The organism is Stenotrophomonas sp. KH_036_B, assembly GCF_057839485.1.
In genome coordinates, this window is the sequence record NZ_CM174491.1 from 2,213,405 (window position 1) to 2,233,331 (window position 19,927).

General features: G+C 66.7%; 11 protein-coding genes and 1 pseudogene. 3 read left to right on the forward strand and 9 right to left on the reverse strand.

Annotated elements, in window-relative coordinates:
- Positions 1 to 157: 157 nt before the first annotated feature.
- On the forward strand, positions 158 to 685 hold the full coding sequence (locus AC3ITN_RS10045) for a DUF6622 family protein (protein ID WP_489392841.1): 528 nt from the start codon (positions 158 to 160) through the stop codon (positions 683 to 685).
- Between the two features lie 707 nt (positions 686 to 1,392).
- On the opposite strand, the gene AC3ITN_RS10050 is transcribed toward AC3ITN_RS10045, so the two are convergent.
- Complete coding sequence (locus tag AC3ITN_RS10050; protein WP_489392842.1) at positions 1,393 to 2,508, reverse strand: serine hydrolase domain-containing protein; 1,116 nt, start codon at positions 2,506 to 2,508, stop codon at positions 1,393 to 1,395.
- A gap of 276 nt (positions 2,509 to 2,784) precedes the next feature.
- On the opposite strand from AC3ITN_RS10050, the gene AC3ITN_RS10055 reads away from it, so the two are divergent.
- Positions 2,785 to 3,552 (forward strand): hypothetical protein, encoded by a 768-nt coding sequence (locus tag AC3ITN_RS10055; RefSeq protein ID WP_489392843.1) that lies wholly within the window; start codon positions 2,785 to 2,787, stop codon positions 3,550 to 3,552.
- 724 nt (positions 3,553 to 4,276) lie between these two features.
- On the opposite strand, the gene AC3ITN_RS10060 is transcribed toward AC3ITN_RS10055, so the two are convergent.
- From AC3ITN_RS10060 to AC3ITN_RS10090, 7 genes and pseudogenes are all read right to left on the reverse strand, one after another.
- A complete protein-coding gene (locus tag AC3ITN_RS10060) occupies positions 4,277 to 5,119 on the reverse strand; it encodes an aldose epimerase family protein (protein ID WP_489392844.1) in 843 nt (280 codons plus the stop codon).
- Complete coding sequence (locus tag AC3ITN_RS10065; protein ID WP_489392905.1) at positions 5,109 to 6,125, reverse strand: glycoside hydrolase family 43 protein; 1,017 nt, start codon at positions 6,123 to 6,125, stop codon at positions 5,109 to 5,111. The genes AC3ITN_RS10060 and AC3ITN_RS10065 overlap by 11 nt, the downstream gene beginning before the upstream one ends.
- Positions 6,099 to 7,571: pseudogene (locus tag AC3ITN_RS10070) on the reverse strand (MFS transporter); the annotation flags it as partial. The pseudogene AC3ITN_RS10070 and the gene AC3ITN_RS10065, both read right to left, overlap by 27 nt.
- Positions 7,572 to 7,581: 10 nt before the next feature.
- Positions 7,582 to 10,236, reverse strand: a complete 2,655-nt coding sequence (locus tag AC3ITN_RS10075; protein WP_489392906.1) for a glycoside hydrolase family 3 protein — start codon at positions 10,234 to 10,236, stop codon at positions 7,582 to 7,584.
- 29 nt (positions 10,237 to 10,265) lie between these two features.
- Positions 10,266 to 11,954 carry a glycoside hydrolase family 43 protein gene (locus tag AC3ITN_RS10080; protein ID WP_489392845.1) on the reverse strand — a complete coding sequence of 563 codons (1,689 nt, stop codon included), beginning with the start codon at positions 11,952 to 11,954 and terminating at the stop codon, positions 10,266 to 10,268.
- Complete coding sequence (locus AC3ITN_RS10085; protein WP_489392846.1) at positions 11,954 to 13,975, reverse strand: sialate O-acetylesterase; 2,022 nt, start codon at positions 13,973 to 13,975, stop codon at positions 11,954 to 11,956. The genes AC3ITN_RS10080 and AC3ITN_RS10085 overlap by 1 nt, the downstream gene beginning before the upstream one ends.
- A complete protein-coding gene (locus AC3ITN_RS10090) occupies positions 13,972 to 16,155 on the reverse strand; it encodes an alpha-glucuronidase family glycosyl hydrolase (protein ID WP_489392847.1) in 2,184 nt (727 codons plus the stop codon). The genes AC3ITN_RS10085 and AC3ITN_RS10090 overlap by 4 nt, the downstream gene beginning before the upstream one ends.
- A 111-nt stretch (positions 16,156 to 16,266) precedes the next feature.
- Between AC3ITN_RS10090 and AC3ITN_RS10095 the strand changes: the two genes are divergently transcribed.
- Positions 16,267 to 17,322, forward strand: coding sequence for a LacI family DNA-binding transcriptional regulator (locus AC3ITN_RS10095; protein ID WP_489392848.1), 1,056 nt, complete (start codon positions 16,267 to 16,269; stop codon positions 17,320 to 17,322).
- Between the two features lie 17 nt (positions 17,323 to 17,339).
- On the opposite strand, the gene AC3ITN_RS10100 is transcribed toward AC3ITN_RS10095, so the two are convergent.
- Complete coding sequence (locus AC3ITN_RS10100; protein WP_489392849.1) at positions 17,340 to 19,904, reverse strand: glycoside hydrolase family 3 N-terminal domain-containing protein; 2,565 nt, start codon at positions 19,902 to 19,904, stop codon at positions 17,340 to 17,342.
- Between the last annotated feature and the right edge of the window lie 23 nt (positions 19,905 to 19,927).

Sequence of the window (19,927 nt, forward strand, 5' to 3'; positions counted from 1 at the left end):
GATCTTGAGCGTACTGAAAGGACCCTATGGTAGCCGGCAACCTGTACTTCCTGATGGCTGACAGCTGTCACTTGTTCCGTTTCGGCGCAGCGGGAGAATTACCCCATTCCCGCACGGCCCTGTACGGCCGGCCCCCACCCCAAGCCGAGGACGTTCCATGAACATGCTGCAGCTATTCCTTTCGCACACCCCGCTCTGGGTGTGGGCGCTTCTGATCTTCCTGATCACGCGCGGTATTGCTGCCATGAAGCCGGGTGAAGTCTCGTTGGGTAGGCTGGCCATCGTGCCCGGGCTGTTCACCGCGTGGGGCCTGTGGTCGATCAGTGCGCGCTACGGCGCTTCTTGGGAGGCATGGGCGATCTGGCTGGTCGGTATCGCTGTGGGCGCCGGAATCGGCTGGCTGATGCTGCGCCGTTCGACGCTCACTCCCAACCGTGCAACCGGGAAGCTGTGGCGCGGCGCGGACTACAGCCTGCTGCCGCTGTTGCTGGTGACGTTCGCGGTGAAGTACGGGTTTGAATCCGCGCTTGCGATGTCGCCCACGCTTGCTGGGGATGTGGGCTTCCGCGCTGCCTATCTGCTGCTGTCAGGCGGGTTCACCGGCATCTTCATCGGCAAGTACGCCCGCTACCTGGCGGCGTGGCGCCGGGCAACGCCGGGCAATGATCTGCAGGTCACGGGCTGAGGCGTAGGCCCGGGCCGGCTGTGCCGGCTGGTCTGCTGTACGCCGGCTGGGCTGCTGCATGCCTGCCGGGCTGCTGCATGCCAGCCGGGCCGCTGTATGTCGGCCGGACTGCTCTATGCCGGCCGACGGTAGGGTTGCATCCCAATCAACCGCCGGGGTGGTGATTACCCCTTTGGGGCATGACCTTGAACGCAGGAGGCGCGCTTTCGATTTGGGTTCATGCGTCACCGTGCCGATCACCGCTATCGGCAGTGGTGCTCCTCCGCGTCCTGCGGTCGCACCACTTGTGCATCCATGCACGTCGTCGTTTGGGAGCCGACCCTACCCCATCCGAAATTGATGAGGTTGCGCAGCGCCCCGATATGCCAACGCAACAAATACAACGCCGGTCGCCAGGGATATGGCCAGTGGTATCCATAGGGTGGTTTTGTCTTGCCCGCCTTCACTGAGCGTTATGCACAGACCAGGGAGCGTGGCCATTGCAAACGCGATGGCCGGGCCCGCAAGGCGAAGCCTCAATGCGAGCCATAGCGTAGGCAGCCCGTACAGCAGAAGCAGCGGCGCCATCATGAGGTAGCCGAAGAATGAGACAAACATGCCATCACCAATGAACCTCAACACCTCTTGGGGTGAGGTGGATTCAAACAGTGAGATAAGGAGCAAGACCGCCAGGCTTCCGGCGGGCACCCCAGCCAATGCGGCGAGGATCAGATTCCGATAGGGGTGGTTGGGTTGGCGGCGATCTTCTCCACCAGCGTATCGACGGCCGCTTCCATCGCCCGCGCGGTCTGGTCACCGCTCTGGTTGGTGATGATGAAGATACCCAGGTCGTACTTCGGAATGATGTAGATGTAGCACTGTGATCGGGGCACCCCACCATGATGGGCGTAGTAGCTGCCCTTCTGACGGTCGCCGCCAACGATGTTCCAGAAGTACCCGATGCTGAAGTCCGAATCGAATTTCGCGAGCGTGCGATGCGATTCCGTGACGACCGGGCCGTTGACCAGCTGGAACCGGAGGTACTTCACCATCTCCGGGACGGTGGCCTTTGCGTTGCCGGATGCGCCCCAGGGGAGCTGCGGCATCGGCGTGGTCGGTGTCGGGTTGTCGCTGTGGTAACCGACCGCGAGCCGGTCCGCCTCGGTATCGGCCAGCCGGATACTGAGACCGCTCATCCCTGCAGCAGTACTGAAGAACTCGCGCAGCAGTGACTCATAATCGCGCTTGTAGACCTGTTCCAGAATGTGCGCCGTGAGTTCGGTTCCGGTACTTGAGTAGGCGTAGTCCTTTCCGGGCGCACGGGCAATCTCGACAGTGTGGAGGTCCTTGAAGAAGTCCGCCTTGCCATAGTGCGCGTAGATGGCATTGAGTTCGCGCGGCGTGCCGTGGTCGGTGAAGTCGTCAAGCACGGTATTCGCACGCTCCGGCAACATGTTCGGCAGGCCACTGGTGTGCGACAGCAGGTGGCGGATGCGGAGGGGTTCGCCGTTGTACTGCAGGTTCGGGTAGCTCCCCTGCAGGTACATTCGAATATCGTCCTCCAGCGTCACCCTGCCCTCCAGGACGGCGTTGGCCATCAGGGTGCCTGCCAGGGTCTTGCTCAGCGAGCCGATCTCGTAGAGGGTCGCGTCGGTGGGAGAGCCTGGCTTGCCTGCCTGCATGTCACCGCGGTGGCGGATGTACTCCTTGCCCCGGTACACCACCCCGATCGAGGTGGAGTGGAGCAAGGGCTGCTTGATCAGCGTGGCGGCGACCGCGTCGATCTCCGCCCCCAGGTCTTTCGCGGGGACATTGTCGGCCGCGCATCCGGCGACCAGAAGCACTACGGAAACTACTACGACATTGAGCCACTGCCTGTGTCGAACAATCATCGAAGTCGCTTGCATCCGTCGGCGCTTGAAGGCGGGGGTGGACTGGGCGCCAAGCATAGCCGATAGCCGGCGGCCTTTAAGCCTGGGGCTGGCAGCCACGCAGGGCGTGGCTCTACGCGGCGGCGTCCATGTGCAGCGGTGTACTTGACCGAGCGCCTGGGCCCGGGTGTTTCCCGGGGCGTGAAGAGACTTTATAGTTCGGCTCTTCAACGGACACGGCGGACTGAAATGCCCTTTATCGGAATCGGACTCCATGTACTTGCCGCCATCTTCTTTGCCGTGCATGCCATCCGCTCAGGCCAGAGCTTGTACTGGCTGATCCTTCTTTTTTCGTTCCCGCTGCTGGGGAGCGTTGTCTATTTCCTCGCCATCTACTTCCCTGAGATACGGCATTCGCGCGGGGCGCGCCGCACCCTGCGCGCGGCGAATCAGCTGATCAACCCCGGTCAGGAACTGCGCAACGCCCGGGCCGAGCTGGAGCATGCGCCCACCCTGCAGAACCGGGTGCGCCTGGCGACGGTGCTGCTGGAAGCCGGGCACGTCCAGGAGGCGCGGCCGCTGTTCGAGAAGGCGGCCAGTTCGCCGCTGGGTGATGAGCCCCACATTCTGCTTGGGCTTGCGCAGGCACGCCTTGCGTCGGGGGATGCTGGGCTGGCGGCGGAGGCGCTGGACGGCATGTTCGCGCGGCATCCTGATACCCGCCGGAAGCCGGAGCCGGCGCTGCTGTATGCCGAGGCGTTGGCGGCGAGCGATGCGCCGGGCACGCGGGCGGCGTTCGAGCGCGCGGTGGAGTGTGGCAATGAGGCGGCTGCGCGGTGCCGGTATGGGGAGTGGTTGCTGGCGCAGGCGGATGCCGATGACCAGCAGCGGGCTCGGGCGTTGTTTGCCAGCATTGTTGAGGATTCCAAGCGCTGGTCGCGGTTTGCGCGGGATCATAATGCGCGCTGGCTTGAGCGGGCGAAGTCGGTGGTCAAGGGTGGGCAGGTTGCAGGTTGATTTGCTGCCGGCCTTGCGCCTCTTCGATGTCGGTCATGCGTTACCGTGCCGATCACCGGTATCGGCGGTCGTTTGGGAACCGACCCTACCGTTCCGGACCTGACGGGGTTGCGTAGGCCCCCGGTAGGCCAATGCTAGAAATGCCAGGCCCGTGGCTACGCATACGGCCAACGGTGTAAAGAGGAGTATCGAGTAGGGCCAGTCTTTGACCAATCTGTACAGTCCAGGGAGAAGGGCGATTGCGAACGCTGTCGCCGGCCCGGCAAGGCGAAGTTTCAGGGCCAACCAGAGCGCGGGAAGCCCGTACACCAGAAGCGCCAGCACCATGACTACGTAACCCCATAACGAGAAGAGCAACGCACTGGTGATGACGCTCATTGCATCCGAAAGTGACACGGACGCCAACAGGGAAATCAGGAGCGCGTTCACCAGGTAGCCGGCGGGGACGCCAATGAATCCCGCGAAAAACAGGTTTCGATAAGGCTGATTTGGCGGGCGTGAGAACCAGTTCATTGACCTTCCATGAGTCGATTTGGGCCGAGCCTTCCGGCCGACTATAGCCCCGTGTGCCGGGCTCGGCCACCGGTAGGGTTGCATCCCGATCAACCGCCGAGGTGGTGATTACCCCTTTAGGGCATGAACTCGAACGTAGGAGCGCGTTTCGACTCTTGGTCATGCGTTACCGTGCCGATCACCGTTATCGGCGCTTGTTCGGGAACCAACCCTACCGGACCGTGTTCCACTCGAGTTCGAAGGTCAGCTCCAGTCGCTGGCCCGGCTCGAGAGTGTTTGGTGCCACGGTGAATCCATCGGGTGGGCCGGTTTGCGGTTCTACGCAGGTGGCGTGTGGCGCGCCGTCGTAGACCACCCAGTGGTTGGTGTTGGCTCGCAGCCGTAGCCGCTGGCCGGCCGCGACGAGCGTTACGTCGTTCTGGTTGATGAAACAGTCGTCCCACGGCCCGGGCGAAGGGGTTACGAGGGGCAGCGTGGCAATGCCCTCCCCGTCCCGCGGATACATGGCCTGGGGGACGAACAGCAACTCATCCGGCTTGCGGAACCACGGGTGCCAGCCGAGCACGGCCGGCATCGGTTGGGTGCCCGCCTGTACGGCGAGGCGCAGCTCCAGACGGTGCGGCGTTAGTTGGATCTGCTGCATTGCCGTGCCGCCGAAGGGCCAGTAACCGTCCTCCGGTAGCTTCAGTGACAGCGTGGCGCTGTCAGTATCGAGGCTGTCGATCTGCCAGGGCAGCGCGAACCCTACGCCGTGGATGGCGTGTTCGCCGAAGTTCGTTGGCAATGCGTACGCCCTGCCATCGAAACTGAAACGCCCGTGCCGGATGCGCCCGGCCCACGGCACCATCGGGTAGCAGCCCCACGCGATGGTGGCCGCCCCACCTTCTTGTTCGTCCACCAGCCACTCCACCCCGTCGTAGCAGATCTGGGCGATGCGTCCGCCGGCGTCAGGTGCAAGTGCAACCTCCAACCCGCCGGCCCGCAACCAGTGCACGCGGCCAGCAGGCAGTGGCGCCTGCGCATCGTCAATGGGCAGCGCGTGCTCAGTTGCCATAGGGATCGATGGTCCGGATGCTGCCGTCCGCGTCCATGTGCAGCGGGGTGCACTTGACCGAGCGCAGGTGGGTCACGCCGCCCGACAACAAGGCATCGTGATAGAACAGGTACCACTGCCCCTCGAACGCACAGATGGAGTGGTGCGTGGTCCAGCCGACGACCGGCTTGAGGATCACGCCGGCATAGGTGAATGGCCCATACGGGCTGTCGCCGATGGCGTAGCACAGCAGGTGCGTGTTGCCGGTGGAGTACGAGAGGTAATACCGGCCCTGGTACTTATGCAGCCACGGCCCCTCGAAGAAGCGGCGCTCATGGTCGTCGGCGCGCAGCGGCTGCCCGTGCTCGTCCAGGATGACCACCTCCCGGGTCGGCTCCGCCAACTGCGTCATGCCCGCCTCCAGCCGGCCAACGCGCGGCCCCAATGCGGGCGCCGCCCCAGTCGGCTCCTCGTGCGCGGTGTCGTAGTGGTTGTCACGATACTTCTGCAGCTGGCCGCCCCAGATGCCGCCGAAATAGAGGTAATGCGCGCCGTCGTCGTCCTTGAACACGGCAGGGTCGATCGAGTAGGTGCCCGCCATGGGCTCCGGTTCGGCGGTGAACGGGCCTTCGGGGCGATCGGCCACGGCAACGCCGATGCGGAACATCCCCTCCCCGTCCTTGGCCGGGAAATACAGGTAGTAGCGACCGTCGCGGTGGGCGGCATCCGGTGCCCACATCTGCTTTTCTGCCCAAGGCACGTCTCGGACATGCAGCGCCATGCCGCAGTCGGTGGCCTCGCCGTCGGGGCGGTCCATGCGCAAGACGTGATAGTCCTCCATGCCGAAGTGTCCGCCCTCATCGTCGAACGGCGCGCCGGCATCGATGTCGTGGGAGGGATAGATATACAGCCGCCCCTCGAACACGTGGGCCGACGGATCGGCGGTGAAGATGTGGGTCACCAGCGGCTGGGAGATCGCATGCGCGGCGAGGTGGCCAAGGTCGTTGCCCTGCCGACGTTGCCGCAGTTCCTGCTCGATGCGGGTCTCCATGCGCTTGTCGATCTTATAGAGGAAGAGCATCGCAACGGCGACCAGGAACGGAATGGAGCAGTAGAGGCTCACCGTGAGCCGGATACCGTTGACCACGCCCTCCGGCTGCTGGGCCGCGCCGGCCTGGTACCCGTAATACGCCAGGATGCCGGCGACCAGCGCGCCACCGATACTGAGCCCGATCTTCAGCCCGCACAGCATCGCGGAGAAGATGATGGCGGTGGCGCGACGGTTGTTCTTCCATTCCGAGTAGTCAGCGACGTCGGCGATCATCGCCCACAGCAGCGGGATGGTGATGCCGTAGAAGAACCCGTGCAGCATGAAGGAGACAAATGCCACGGCCACTGCGGTGGGCGGGAAGAAGTAGAACACCAGCAGGAACACGGTGGACACCAGCAGCGCGCCGCCAAACACATCGCGCTTGCCGAAGCGGTCGGCCAGCCGGCGTGACACGCCGATGCCGAGAATCATGCAGAGGATGCCGCAGGCGTTGAACAGGCTGAAGGCCGAGGTTGCCGGGTCCTCCGGCCACGCGAAGCCGGAAAGCCCCATTCCGTTGAGCGCGGCGTTCAAGCCGCCGATGAAGCGGTTGAAACCGGTGCTGTCGAGGAAGCCCGCCAACGCGGCCTCGCTCATGTAGTACTGGAAGTAGTAGATGTAGGTGCCGCCCTTGAGGGCCAGGTTGATGAAGACCAGAATCGTCAGCGCCAGCATCACCTTCCACGGCCGGTTGCGCACCAGGTCGGACAGGTCCTGCAGCACGCCGCCGGTCTGTTCCTTGGCCGGTACGATGCGCTCGCGGGTGGTGGCGAAGGTGATCAGGAAGAACACCGTGCCCACCACTGCGAATACGGTCATCACCCGCTCGAAGCCGAGCACGCGGTCGCCATCGCCCAGGATCAGCACCAGCGGCAACAGCAGTACCTGGATGATGAACTGCGCGATCATCACCGCTACGAAGCGGTAGGCCGAAAGGCTGTTGCGCTGGGCCATGCTGCCGGTAAGCACACCGCTGAGCGCGGAATACGGCAGGTTGTTGGCCGCGTACACCAGCATCAGCAGACCGTAGGTGGTGAGCGCATAGATGATCTTGCCGTGCTCGCCCAGGTCTGGCGTGCTGAAGGCCAGCAGTGAAAGCACGCCGAACGGCACCGCCGTCCACAGGATCCACGGCCGGAACTTTCCCCACCGGCTGGCGGTGCGGTCGGCGGCAATGCCGATCAGCGGGGTGAACACGAAGGCACCCAGCAGTCCGACGACGAAGATGATCGTCGCGGCCGTGGCGGGCGGCAGCCGGTACACGTCGGTGTAGAAGAACGCCAGGTAGGTGATGAGCGTCTGGAAGATCAGATTCGCGGCCAGGTCGCCGAGGCTGTAACCCAGCTTCTCGCGAACCGACAGGGTGTGTTCCGTGCTTTCCATGCGGCGCGAATCAGTCACGAGCGGCCTCCACGGTGAACCCGGCGGTCGCGCGGACATCCGCGCTGGAGCTCCCTACCCTGAGCTCGTACGCTCCCGGCGGTACGGTATACGCCCTCCGCGTTTCGTTGTACTGGCGCAGGGCCTGCTGCGCGTCCAGGTCGAAGGCAACGCTGCGCCGCTCGCCGGGGGCCAGGTGGATACGCTGGAAACCGTGCAGCGCCTGGAGTGCATCACCCGGCGCCGCGTCCAGCCGGCGCACGTACAGCTGCACCACTTCGTCGCCTGCGCGTTTGCCGGTGTTGGCCACGTCCACCGTTGCCTTGATACGTCCGTCTGCAGCGATGCGGGGCGAATCGAGGCGGAGCTTGCCATAGTCGAATGTGGTGTACGACAGCCCGTGCCCGAACGGATACAGCGGCTTCCCCCGGAAGTAGCGGTAGGTGCGGCCTTCCATCGCGTAGTCATCGAATGCCGGCATTTTCTGGTCCGCTTTGTAGAACGTGACCGGCAGCCGCCCGCCGGGGTTGGTATCGCCAAACAGTGCTTCGCCCACAGCGGTGCCGCCACGCTGGCCGGGATACCAGCTCATCAGGATCGCGGGCAGCGTGTCCTCGGCCCACTCCACCGCCAGCGCCGAGCCGCCGGTGAGTACCATCACCACCGGCTTGCCGGTGGCGTGCAGCGCCTCCAGCAGGTCACGCTGCGGGGCCGGCAGGCGCAGGTCGGTACGGTCGCCGCCGGCGAAGCCGGGGTAGTTGACCTTCATTTCCTCGCCTTCGACATCGCCGGTGAGCCCGCCGACGAACACCACCACATCCGCGCTGCGGGCGGCGTCGAGTGCCTCCTCGAACGGCGGCTTGGCACCGGGCATGCGCCAGCCCAGCCGCACGCCGGCATCGCGTTCGGCGTCGTAATACTCGAGTTTGATGTCGTAGGCACGGCCTGCCTGCAGGTCCAGCTCCACGCCATCGCCGTGCAGCCGGTCGGCGTTGGCCCACTGGTCCAGCACGCGCTTGCCGTCCACGTAGAGGCGGAAGCCATCGTCCGCAGCGGCCTCGATGCGGTAGCGGCCCGATACCGGCGGCAGCAGCTGGCCACTCCAGCGGATGCTGAACCCATCGGCGGGAATGCCCTGCCCCGGTGCCGCCTCGCCACGGGCCAGCAGGTTGTCGGTGGGTGAGCCCCGGTCCCAGCGGAAGCCGATCTGGGCGTCGGTACGCACCAGCGCCGGCGTGCCGGAAAGATCGGCCGTGCGGAAGTACTCGCCGCGCAGGCCGCGCTCCGGGGAATCGGCCGAAGGACGCAGGTAGGTCGGTTCGATCAGCGGGGTCGCACTGGGGTCGTCGCGCCCTTCCACCATGTCCACCCCGCGCGCATATCGCACCTCCACGCCCTTGGCCGCGTCGCGGATGCCCTGCAGGATGGTGACCGGTGCGGCCGGGGTGCCGAAGTAGTTGCCGAGCAGTGCCATGGTGTCGTCGGCGGTCGGGCCGACCACCGCAATGCGCTTGAGGGTGCGTGGCAGCGGCAGCACGCCATCGTTCTTCAGCAGCACCAGCGACTCCTGTGCGGCCTTCAGCGCCAGCGCGTCGTGCGCCGGGGCCTGGTTCACCGAGGCCGGTATCCGCGCCCACTTCACGCGCTCGGGCGGGTCGAACATGCCCAGCCGCATGCGCGCGGTAAACAGGCGCGTGACCGCATCGTCGATCTCCGCTTCGCTGATCAGCCCTTGCTTCACGGCGGCCGGCAGCGTGGCGTATTCCTGGCCGCACTCCAGCTCGGTGCCGTTCTTGACCGCGAGTGCTGCCGCGGCTTCGCGGGTGGGCACGATCTTGTGATGTTTCCAGATATCGACGATGGCCCAGCAGTCGGACACGACGTAGCCCTTGAAGCCCCAGTCACGGCGCAACACGTCGCGCAACAGGAACTGACTGGCGCTGGCGGACTCGCCATACACCCGGTTATAGGCGCCCATCACCGCATCGACCTGGCCCTCCTTCACCAGCGCCTCGAACGCCGGCAGGTAGGTGTCGTAGAGGTCGCGCTTGCTGGGCCGTGCATCGAAGTGGTGGCGGTCGGCTTCCGGGCCGCTGTGCACGGCCAGGTGCTTGGCAGTGGCGTCCAGCTTGCGGTACACCGGGTCGTCGCCCTGCAGGCCGTGCACGAAGGCCACGCCCATGCGCGCGGTGAGGTACGGGTCCTCTCCGTAGGTTTCCTGGCCCCGGCCCCAGCGCGGATCACGGAAGATGTTGATGTTGGGCGACCAGAAGGTCAGCCCCTGATAGCGCGCATGCGAGCCCTCGCGCAGGAACTGGTGGTGCTTGGCACGCGCCTCGTCGCTGATGGTGGTGGCCACCTGCCCCATCAACGGCACGTCGAAGGTGGCGGCCAGGCCGATGGCCTGCGGGAACACGGTGGCCTGCCCTGCCCGCGCGACGCCGTGCAGGCCTTCGTTCCACCAGTCGTAGGCGGGAACGCCCAGGCGCTCGATGGCGGGCGCGGCGTTCTGCATCTGCGCAGCCTTCTCCTCCAGCGTCATCTGCGCGACCAGCACCGCGGCCCGCGCTTCGAAGCTGGCCGAGGTGTCCAGCCACGGCTGCGGCTCGGCGGCGTTGGCGACGGTGGCCAAGGTGATCGCGGCGCAGAGCGCCAGCGTGCGGAACATCGGGCTGGAGAGCCGGGGCCTGCGCGTCATCAGTTGCTCCTCAAGGCACGCTCATCGCGCGCAAATGGTCCCAGCAGAGCGCCGACAAAGCCGCCTGCACGATCCGTACTCAACACGGTTCCGTCCACGTCGGCTGCCAGGGTCTGCCAGCCGTGACCGTCGCCGCTGTCGAACGCGAACGCATACTTGCCCTCGTCGCCCGTGATCTTCAGGCGCAAGGAATCGGATGCGTCCAGCTCCTTGGCGGCCAGCTCTTTCGTCACTCCGCTGCCGTCGCGCGCTTCGAGGAACACAGCTACGCGGTCCTTCCCGGCGCTGCGTACGCCAAGGAAGAACCAATAGGCCTCGTTCTGGAATGCCGCCAACCCGGCCGCTACGCCCGCCGCGGGGCGCGTCATCTGCGTGCTGGCCTCGAAGCGCAGGTGCTGTTGGCGCCGGCCGAGGAAGGCGGGGTTACGCAGCGTGTCCAGGTTCTCCGGCAGCGGATGCACCGCCAAGGAGCCGGGACGCTCGCGCAGGTCCGCCCAGGCCTGTTTCGGGACGCGCACACGCAGCCATTCGTTGCCGAGCGCCTTCGCATCGAAATTATCGCGCGCGACGAAGTTGCCGGTGGAGGGTGCCTGCGCGGCCTCGCCCTGCATCCATGACGGCGCCTTGGCCACGTACGGGATGGGTTGACCGGCGGGCAGGATCACCGGCCAGCCATCACGCCACTGCACCGGCAGCAGGTAGGTTTCGCGCCCGGTGTTGTAGTGGCGCGTGTCGTAGTTGCGGCTGGCCAGGAATACCGCCCACCAGGAGCCGTCCGGGCCTTCCACCAGGTCGGCGTGGCCGGCATTGGTGATCGGCAGCGACCTGTCGTTGGGCAGGTCGCGCTGGGTGAGAATCGGATTGCCCGCATATGGAATGTACGGCCCCCAGACGTCGCGGCTGCGCAGCACCACCTGGGAATGTTGCGGCCCGGTGCCGCCCTCGGCATCGGAGAGGTAGTACCAGCCATCGCGCTGGTAGAGATGCGGCCCCTCGATCCAGATCGGGTTCTTGGCCGGCTCCACTCCGCCATCGATCAGCACCTTGCGCGGGCCCACCGGCTTGAACGCGGTGAGATCGATTTCCTGTATCCAGATCGCGCGGTGCCCTTCGTAACGTGGCGGGCCCGGCGGCACATCGTTGTTGAGCAGGTAGACGCGGCCATCGGCGTCGAAGAACAGCGACGGGTCGATGCCCTCGATGCCGGGCAGCCAATGCGGGTCGGACCACGGTCCCGCAGGATCGCGCGCGGTGGCGATGAAGTTGCCGCCACTGTCGACCGCTGTGGTGACCACGTAGAACGTTCCCTCGTGATACGAGATGGCCGGCGCGAAGATGCCGCGCGAGACGCTCAGACCGTCGAAGTCCAATTGGGTGGGCCGGTCGATCACGTTGCCGATCTGCTTCCAGTGCACCAGGTCCGCGCTTTCGAACACCGGGATGCCCGGGAAGTAGGTGAAACTGGAATTGACCAGGTAGAACGTGCCGTTGGCCGCGACGATGCTCGGATCCGCATGGAACCCGGCCAATACGGGGTTGCGGTAGTGCCCTGCAGGCAGGGCAGCGTCAAAGGCCGCATCGTTTCCGGCGTATTCGAACCAGTCGAAGTAAACCGGTGGGGCGGGAGTCGCGGCTCGCACCTGCAGGGCGGTGGATAGGAGCAGTAATGTGGCAAGCAACAGTCGCATCACGGGGTCCCTGCTTCGGTGAGGGAGAGCTCGAACGGTCCCGCAGGTGCACCGCTGCTGTCGCGCAGCGTGCAGACCGGGCCGTCGGCCCAGCAGTAGCGGACACGCACGTGGTCGCTACTGTAGTGCCGGCCGCTGGCCGGCTCCAGGCAATCCAGGCAATCCAGGCAATCCCGGCACGACAGCACAACATCGCGCCCATCCAGCAGGGCATCCGCATACGTGCAGTGCTTCGCCTCGGCGTCGCACAGTTCAAAGCCGATAGGGCCGTTCGCACCCGTGGCGACCAGCGCTCCAGTGACACCATCGAACGCGATCCGCACCTCAACCGACGTGCGGGATACGCCGCCCGGCGTCGGGCCGGAGGCGGCGAGTGCCTGTTCGCCATACACCACCTGCCGCGCCACCCGGGCCAGACGCCGGCCGAGCTCCTGTTTGTTCGGCGGATGGATGTCGTAGGCGTCGCCGATGTCGATGGCCAGTGCCAGACCCGTATGCGGGTCTTCCGCCGCGACGCGCCGCTGCGCCTCGCGCACCTGCGCCCAGCCACTTTCCGCCGGCGCCACGGGTGGCTGGCCATAGCCGGCCAGCTGCACGACCAGCAGCGGCATCTGCGCGCCGAACCGGCTGCGCCAGTCCTCGCGCAGGCTGCGCAGCTTTGCCGCGTAGGCCGCGCCGTCGCCGGTGCTGGATTCGCCCTGATACCACAGCATGCCGCGCAGGCCATGGTTTCCGAGCGGTGCGATCATGCCGTTGTACAGGGTCGACAGGCCCGTGGCCGAATGCCACGGTGCCAGCGGCGGTGCCTGGTTACCGGGTGCTGCCCGGTACTGCCATGGAGTGTCCAGGACGATCCGCGTGCCATCGTCCAGCTGCACGGCGTGTGCGCTGGCAGGGCCTCCCAATCCGCCATCGCCCCAGGTGTCCAGCACGTTGACGACCACGGTATTGGTGCCGGCCTTCAGCAGTCCGGGCGGCAGCGGATAGGACCGCGCATCTCCCGGGGCGTTCTGGCTGCCCACCGCCACGCCATTGACCCAGGTCACGTCGGTTTCATCGGCAGGCCCCAGCTCAAGGCGTGCGCCCTGCCCTGCCTGTGCGACGGTGAGCGTCACCCGCGTGCGGTACCAGACCATGCCGTTGTAGGCGGACAGCGCCGGTACGCCCCAGCGCTCCCATGCGCCCAGCTGGGCCGGTGCTGCCTGCCATCCTGCGTGATCTGCGCCGGGCTGCCAGGGTGCATCGCCCGGTGTTGCCCACTCGCGCTGCATCCACCACTGTTCCCAGTGCTTGCCCCATTGCGCGTTTGCCGCAGCGGGATCACTGGAATAGAGCGCCAAGACGTCCAGCGCCTCGTCCATGCCGCCCTGCGCACGCAGCGCATCGGCGCTGGTCCATGCCTCGATCCGAGAGCCGCCCCACGCCGACTGGATCAGCCCCATCGGGACGTTGACGGTTTTCTGCAGTTCGCGCGCGAAGTAGTAGCAGGCGGCGGAGAAGTCGCGCACGGTGTCCGGGGACGCAGGGCTCCATGACACCGGCCCGGAGAAACCGTCCTGCGGTGCGACGGCCACAGCCTTGGGCACGGAGAACAGGCGGATGTCCGGGTGCGTGGCGGATGCGATTTCGCTGTCTGCGTTGAGCGCGCGGCGTACCGGCAACTCCATGTTCGATTGGCCGGAACACAGCCATACGTCGCCTACCTGCACGTCACTGACGGTCTGGGTGGCCTGCCCTGCCTGCACGTTGAGGACGTAAGGGCCGCCCGCCGCGATGGGTTGCAGGGTCGTGCGCCAGCGGCCTTCTGCATCCGCCTCGGTGGTGACGGTTTGGTGTGCGAAGGCTACGGAAACTTCAGCGCCGGGATCGGCACGGCCCCAGACCGGGATCGGCTGGTCGCGTTGCAGGACGGCGTGGTCCTGGAACAGTGGATGCAACAGCGGCGTCACGGATGGTTGGGCCAGTGACGGCGATGCCCAGCCCAGTAGAACCGCGACCACCACCCAGCCTGATCTGCTCATCGCCCGTCTCCCGGTGCGGAAGGGAATTGCAGTGCTTCGTAGTACGACAGCGGGTGCGGGGGTGCGGCTTCGCCCGGCGGCAATGGCCGGCCGCTGATGGATTGGAAGTACGCGACGCTGGCGTCGCGCCACCATTGCGCTTCCCGCAGTTGGATGTTGAGGAACGCCGCGATTTGTTGGTGGCGTTGGGCGTCCACGGTGTGATGCGGCGGGGCAGAGCCCCGCTCTACGGCGGTGGGTGGCGCGGGTGAAACGGGGTCAGCGGGCGCCGTTGGGGACAGCGTTGCCCAGGTGGCTTGCATCGCTTCTACTTCGCGCACGCCTTGCGAATAGCGGCTTATCAGTTCGTCCCAGAGCGGGCGCCCGGAGGCCATGCGGTGGTCCCAGGGCACGTGGTGGAACCACAGCAGCAACGGCTCTGGCACGTGGGACAAGTCGCCGTACACTGCGGCTACTTCGGGGGCGTATTGGCCCACGGCATTGCTGCCCTGTGCAGTGCGGTCGAAGCCGATGCCGTTGCGGTCGGCGCGGTGGTAGTACACCGACGTCCAGTCCGCGCGTGGGCCGCCGTCGACCCACGGCCCGGGCCCGTAATGGTGCCCGCGTGCCATCAGGTGATGCAGGCCCAGCGGGGTCATGTAGTTCACGGCCGCCTCGCGCGAGGCCATCATCATGCGGACGATGGGCTGCACCACGGCGGGGTCCGGCGAGAACGTCATCGCCGCCCAGTCCGCGGCGATGTCGCGGGAGGATTGCGATGGATTCCACGCAAGGCGCCCGAACGCGTACCAGTTGGCCTGGTCGAAGTGGGAGCCACTCCAGGTGCGGTCCGTGCCGATGTTGGCGACGCCGGCCATGCCGGTCAGCGACTGCGCCACGGTGGCGCCGTGCGGGCGCTGTGTCGTCGCCTGCAGCACCTCCTCGTACAGCGGCCCCAGGTAGACCAGATGCGTGGCGAAGCCGAAATACTCCTTGGTGATCTGCACTTCCATCATCAGCGGCGTGCGCGGCATGGCCCCGAACAGCGGGTGGAACGGCTCGCGCGGCTGGAAGTCGATGGGCCCGTTCTTTACCTGCAGCACCACATTGGGACGGAACGCGCCGTCCAGCCCGGCGAACTCGGTGTACGCCTGCGTGGCGCGGTCGGCGGGAACGTCGTGCGCGTAGACGAACGCGCGCCACATCACCACCCCGCCGTGCGGTGCCAGCGCGTCGGCCAGCAGGTTGGCGCCGTCGGCATGGGTGCGGCCGTAGTCCTGCGGGCCCGGCTGGCCTTCCGAATTGGCCTTGACCAGGAAGCCGCCGAAATCCGGAATGCGCGTGTAGATCTCCTCGGCCTTGTCTCGCCACCAGCGCTGCACGTTCGGGTCGAGCGGATCGGCGGTCTTGGGACCACCCAGTTCGATGGGCGCGCTGAAGCGTGCGCTCAGGTACACGCGGATGCCGTAGGGCCGGAACACATCCGCCAACGCGGCCGCCTTGGCCAGGTAATCTGGCGCGAGGCTCTGCGCGTTGGCATTGACGTTGTTGAGTACGGTGCCGTTGATGCCCAGCGAGGCATTGGCGCGGGCGTAGTCCGTGTAGCGCGGGTCGCGCCATTCCGGCAGGGTCTGCCAGTCCCACAGTGAGCGACCGGCATAACCGCGCTCGACATAGCCGTCGAGGTTGTCCCAATGATCGAGCACGCGCAGCCGCAACGTGGGGGATTCGCGCAGGTCAAGCCCGTTCAGTGACGCGCCCGTCTGCAGCAGGCGCAGCAGATGGAACACGCCGTACAGCACGCCGATGTCGTGGCGCGCGGCTATCAGCAGCACCTCGCGCCCACCGATTCGTGTCACCTTGAGCAGATAGCCCTCGTCGCCGAGCGATTCGATCTCATCACGGAACGGCGCGATCAACGTCGACGACTGCGGGGTACCCAGCACCACGCCGTGCTCACCGGCTATCGCAGAACCCAATCGGGGGGCGCGACCCAGCAGCCCGCCCAGGCCACGCGCAAGTTCCTCACGTGCAACGCGTTGCGTGGGCGTCTGATCGGGCGCCACTACCTCGCCCAACTGCGTGCGGTAGTCCGCCGCGAGCGCGGTTTCCAGCGGGACATAGCGCATCCACAGGGCGTAACCATCCTCCGCCCGCACAGACGGCGAGCAAGCCAGCAAGGCCAATGCAGCCGCCAGCATCCAATGACACCGCTCGACACCCGGTCGTAGCCGCAGCCGTGGCCGCAAACCTTGTAAGCTCGGGCGGTGCGCGGGATGCAGCAGCGTCACGAAGAAGAACGGGAGCGCGTATTGGACAAACCGAAGAAATCGGTCCGCCGCAAAACCAGTGGCGTGACGATCGACGAGGTGGCGGCGCTGGCCGGCGTATCCCCGATGACCGTGTCGCGGGCGATCAACCAGGGCAAGGTGCGCGATGACACCCGCGAACGCGTGATGCGCGCGGTGCAGGCGCTGGGCTACACGCCCAACCTGGCCGCGAGCACGCTGGCGGCGGCGCAGCACACGCGCATCGCGTTGATCTACACCAACCCCAGCGGCGCCTACCTGCGCGAGCTGCTGGTGGGCCTGCTGCGTGGCGCGTCCAATGCCGCCATCCAGCTGGTCATCCACTACTGGGACAACCTGGACCCGGCGGCCGAGCGCAAGGCCGCGCGTGCGTTGAACGGCCGCGTGGACGGCGTCATTCTGCCGCCGCCGCTGTGCGAGTCGCCGGTGGCCGTGACCGAGCTGGTCAAGGCCGGCATCCCCGTGGTTGCCATTGCATCCGGTCACCTGCGCGACGACATCTCCTGCGTGCGCATCGACGACTTCCATGCCGGCAAGGAGATGACCGAACACCTGATCCAACAGGGTCACACCCGCATCGGCTTCATCCGCGGGCGCGACGACCTCAGTGCGAGCGCGCGTCGCTACGACGGCTTTGTCACCGCCCTGCACGACGCCGGGCTGGAGGTCGAACCCGGCCTGGTCCAGCAGGGCGACTACACCTACCGCTCGGGGCTGGCGGCGGCCGAGCTGCTTCTCGCCCACCACCGGCCGCCGACCGCGATCTTCGCCAGCAACGACGACATGGCGGCCGCAGCGATCTCGGTCGCGCACCGACGCGGCCTCGACGTTCCCCGCGACCTGTCGGTGGTGGGCTTCGACGACACCTCCGCCGCCACCACCGTCTGGCCCGAACTCACCACGCTGCACCAGCCGATCGCCGAGATGGCCGACGCGGCCATCGATATCCTGCTGCGTACCATCCGCCACAGAAGCAACGACGCGCGCGTCCTGACGGACCACGTGCTGCCGCATGGGCTGGTGATGCGCGACTCGGTCGCGCACCCGCCCAGGCGGTGAGGGTGCAGAAGGCATCGTCACTTGCCGGGGCACGCGACGGTGGCGTCCGCTTCGTTCAAGGCACCCAGCGCGACGCGTGACACCGAGAGCGTCATCGCGCCTGCGGTACCCAGCGACCAGGGCCGGTCCAGTTTGCCGACATCGGCACCTGCCGCTGCCAGGCACTTCAACGGCACGCCCACACGCTTCCACTGGCCGACAGGCAGCTTGGCCAGTGCAGGCCCCACCGGAATGCGGGCGGTACAGCCGGTGCCGCAACCCACGGCCAGCCACGCCTCACCCTGCGGTGCAGCGTCCACGCGCAGCGTGGTCAACACCATCAGGTCACCATTGCTTTCGCGCTGCAGGTCCAGCGGCACGTGCGACTGCACCGCGACGGTGGCCTCGCCCTTGCCCGACCACGCCAGCCGGCGCGCATCTTCCTGCACGAGGTGGTCCACGCCGGTGACCTTCAGCAGGTCGCCGTTGAGCGCTTCCGGCACGTTGGTGACGGTCACGCCCTGCCCCGTGGCGGCCTCAAGACGCAGGGCCATGCCCGAACCGGCGTCGCCACGTGCGAAGAACACACCGGCCGCGCCTTCGTTGCCGGTCACGCCCGAGACTTCCGGCAGTGCGGCAAGGTCGCCGTTGTCGGCATAGGTCAGGCCGAAGCCGAAGGCGAACTGCGGGTCGTAGTCCTTCTGCCCCACGTTGTTGGCGTACTGCACCGCCGTGCGCGGCCAGCTGAAGCTCAGCTTCCCCTTGAAGTCGTGCTGGACGCTGCCGTCGGGCTTGCGCAGCAGCACGTCGGCGATGCCACCGCCTTCCGAACCCGGCAGCCATGCGGCCACGAACGCATCGGCGGCATTGATCTCGCGATTCACCCACAGCGGACGCCCGCTCAGGAACACGGCCACCACGGGAATGCCATCGGCCTTCAGCCGCTTGATGAGCGCAAGGTCCGCGTCGTCGCCCGGCTTGTACGCCAGGGTCGCCAGATCTCCCTGGAATTCGGCATACGGGTTCTCGCCGAACACCACCACCGCCACATCCGGCTTGGTCGTGTACGTGCCGTCCACGGCCAGCACTGCTTCACCGCCCGCGGCCTTGGCCTGCTGCGCGACGCCTTCGAAGATCGTCTCCGCGTTCGGGAAGTCCTTGCGGGTGGTGCCGGTGCCCTGCCAGTTCAGCGTCCAGCCGCCCGCCTGCTTGCCAACATCGTTCGCCCCATCACCGGCCACCAGGATGCGCTGCTTCGGCTCCAGCGGCAGCACGCCGCCCTGGTTCTTCAGCAGCACCAGCGACTCGCGCACGGCCTGCCGTGCCACGGCACGATGTTCCGGTGCACCGATGAGGGCGAACTGCCCACCCACCCCGCGCGACGACGGCTTGCCCGCCTCGAACAGGTTCAGCCGCATCTTGACCCGCAGGATCCGGCGCACCGCATCGTCCAGGCGTTCCTGGGAGAGGGTGCCGGCCTTCGCTGCGGCCAGCGTGGTTTCGTAGAAGCCCTTCCAGCTGTCCGACGCCATCGCCATGTCCAGGCCGGCGTTGATGGTGGCCGGGCAGTCGGTAGTGGTGCAGCCCTTGACCTGGCCGTGGCCGTTCCAGTCACCCACCACGAAGCCGCCGAAGTTCATGCGGCCCTTCAGCGCGTCGGTCAGGTAGGCCTTGTGGCCATGCATCTTCTCGCCGTTGACGCTGTTGAACGAGGCCATGACGGTCTGCGCGCCCGCCGCGATCGCGGTCGGGTAGCCGGCCGCATGGATGCGCACCAGCTCCGCTTCGCTGATCCGGGTATCGCCCTGGTCCTTGCCGTCATGGGTGCCGCCATCGCCCAGGAAGTGCTTTACCGAGGCGATCACATGGCGGCCATCGAGGAACGTGGGCGAGCCCACCTTGCCCTGCAGGCCTTCCACCACCGCGCCGGCGTAGCTGGCCACCACCTCGGGCGATTCGGAATAGCCTTCGTAGGTGCGCCCCCAGCGGTCGTCCTGCGGTACCGCCACCGTCGGCGCGAACGCCCACTCCATGCCGGTGGCGCGGGTTTCCAATGCGGTGATCTCCCCGATCCGACGCACAAGGTCCGGGTTGCGCGCCGCGCCCAGCCCGATGTTGTGCGGGAACAGCGTGGCGCCGACGATATTGCTTTGCCCGTGCACCGCGTCGATACCGAACAGCACCGGGATCGCCTTGCCGCCCTGCGAGGTGTCCATGGACGACTCGTAGAACGCATCTGCCAGCGCCAGCCATCTGGCCGGCGCGGCGTCGTAGCGGCCGCCCGGGTCGGAGTTGCCGCCGGCAAGGATGGAGCCCAGTCGATACTTGCGCACGTCGTCCGGCGTGATGCTGGCGATGTCGCCCTGCACCAGCTGGCCGACCTTCTCTTCCACCGTCATGGTGGCCATCAGGTCGGTGATGCGCTTTTCAAGCGCCGGATCGTCGGGCAACGGCCAGGTCACCTGGGGCCAGGGGTTGGCGTCGGCCTTGGCTTGCGCCGGGGCCGGCGCGGCCGTCTTGTCCTCGTCCTTGCAGGCCGCAAGTGCAAGCAGCAGCGCGGCCAGCAGAAATCCGGTGCGGCGCGTGGCGGAGTGGTTCGTCATGGTGCTCATCCTTGCCGGTGGGC

Excerpts from the sequence above, each read along its gene's own strand:
- AC3ITN_RS10045 (WP_489392841.1), top strand. The coding sequence starts at position 158 with ATGAACATGCTGCAGCTATTCCTTTCGCACACCCCGCTCTGGGTGTGG.
- AC3ITN_RS10055 (WP_489392843.1), top strand. The coding sequence starts at position 2,785 with ATGCCCTTTATCGGAATCGGACTCCATGTACTTGCCGCCATCTTCTTT.
- AC3ITN_RS10060 (WP_489392844.1), bottom strand. The coding sequence starts at position 5,119 with ATGGCAACTGAGCACGCGCTGCCCATTGACGATGCGCAGGCGCCACTG.
- AC3ITN_RS10075 (WP_489392906.1), bottom strand. The coding sequence starts at position 10,236 with ATGTTCCGCACGCTGGCGCTCTGCGCCGCGATCACCTTGGCCACCGTC.
- AC3ITN_RS10080 (WP_489392845.1), bottom strand. The coding sequence starts at position 11,954 with ATGCGACTGTTGCTTGCCACATTACTGCTCCTATCCACCGCCCTGCAG.
- AC3ITN_RS10085 (WP_489392846.1), bottom strand. The coding sequence starts at position 13,975 with ATGAGCAGATCAGGCTGGGTGGTGGTCGCGGTTCTACTGGGCTGGGCA.
- AC3ITN_RS10090 (WP_489392847.1), bottom strand. The coding sequence starts at position 16,155 with ATGCTGGCGGCTGCATTGGCCTTGCTGGCTTGCTCGCCGTCTGTGCGG.
- AC3ITN_RS10100 (WP_489392849.1), bottom strand. The coding sequence starts at position 19,904 with ATGACGAACCACTCCGCCACGCGCCGCACCGGATTTCTGCTGGCCGCG.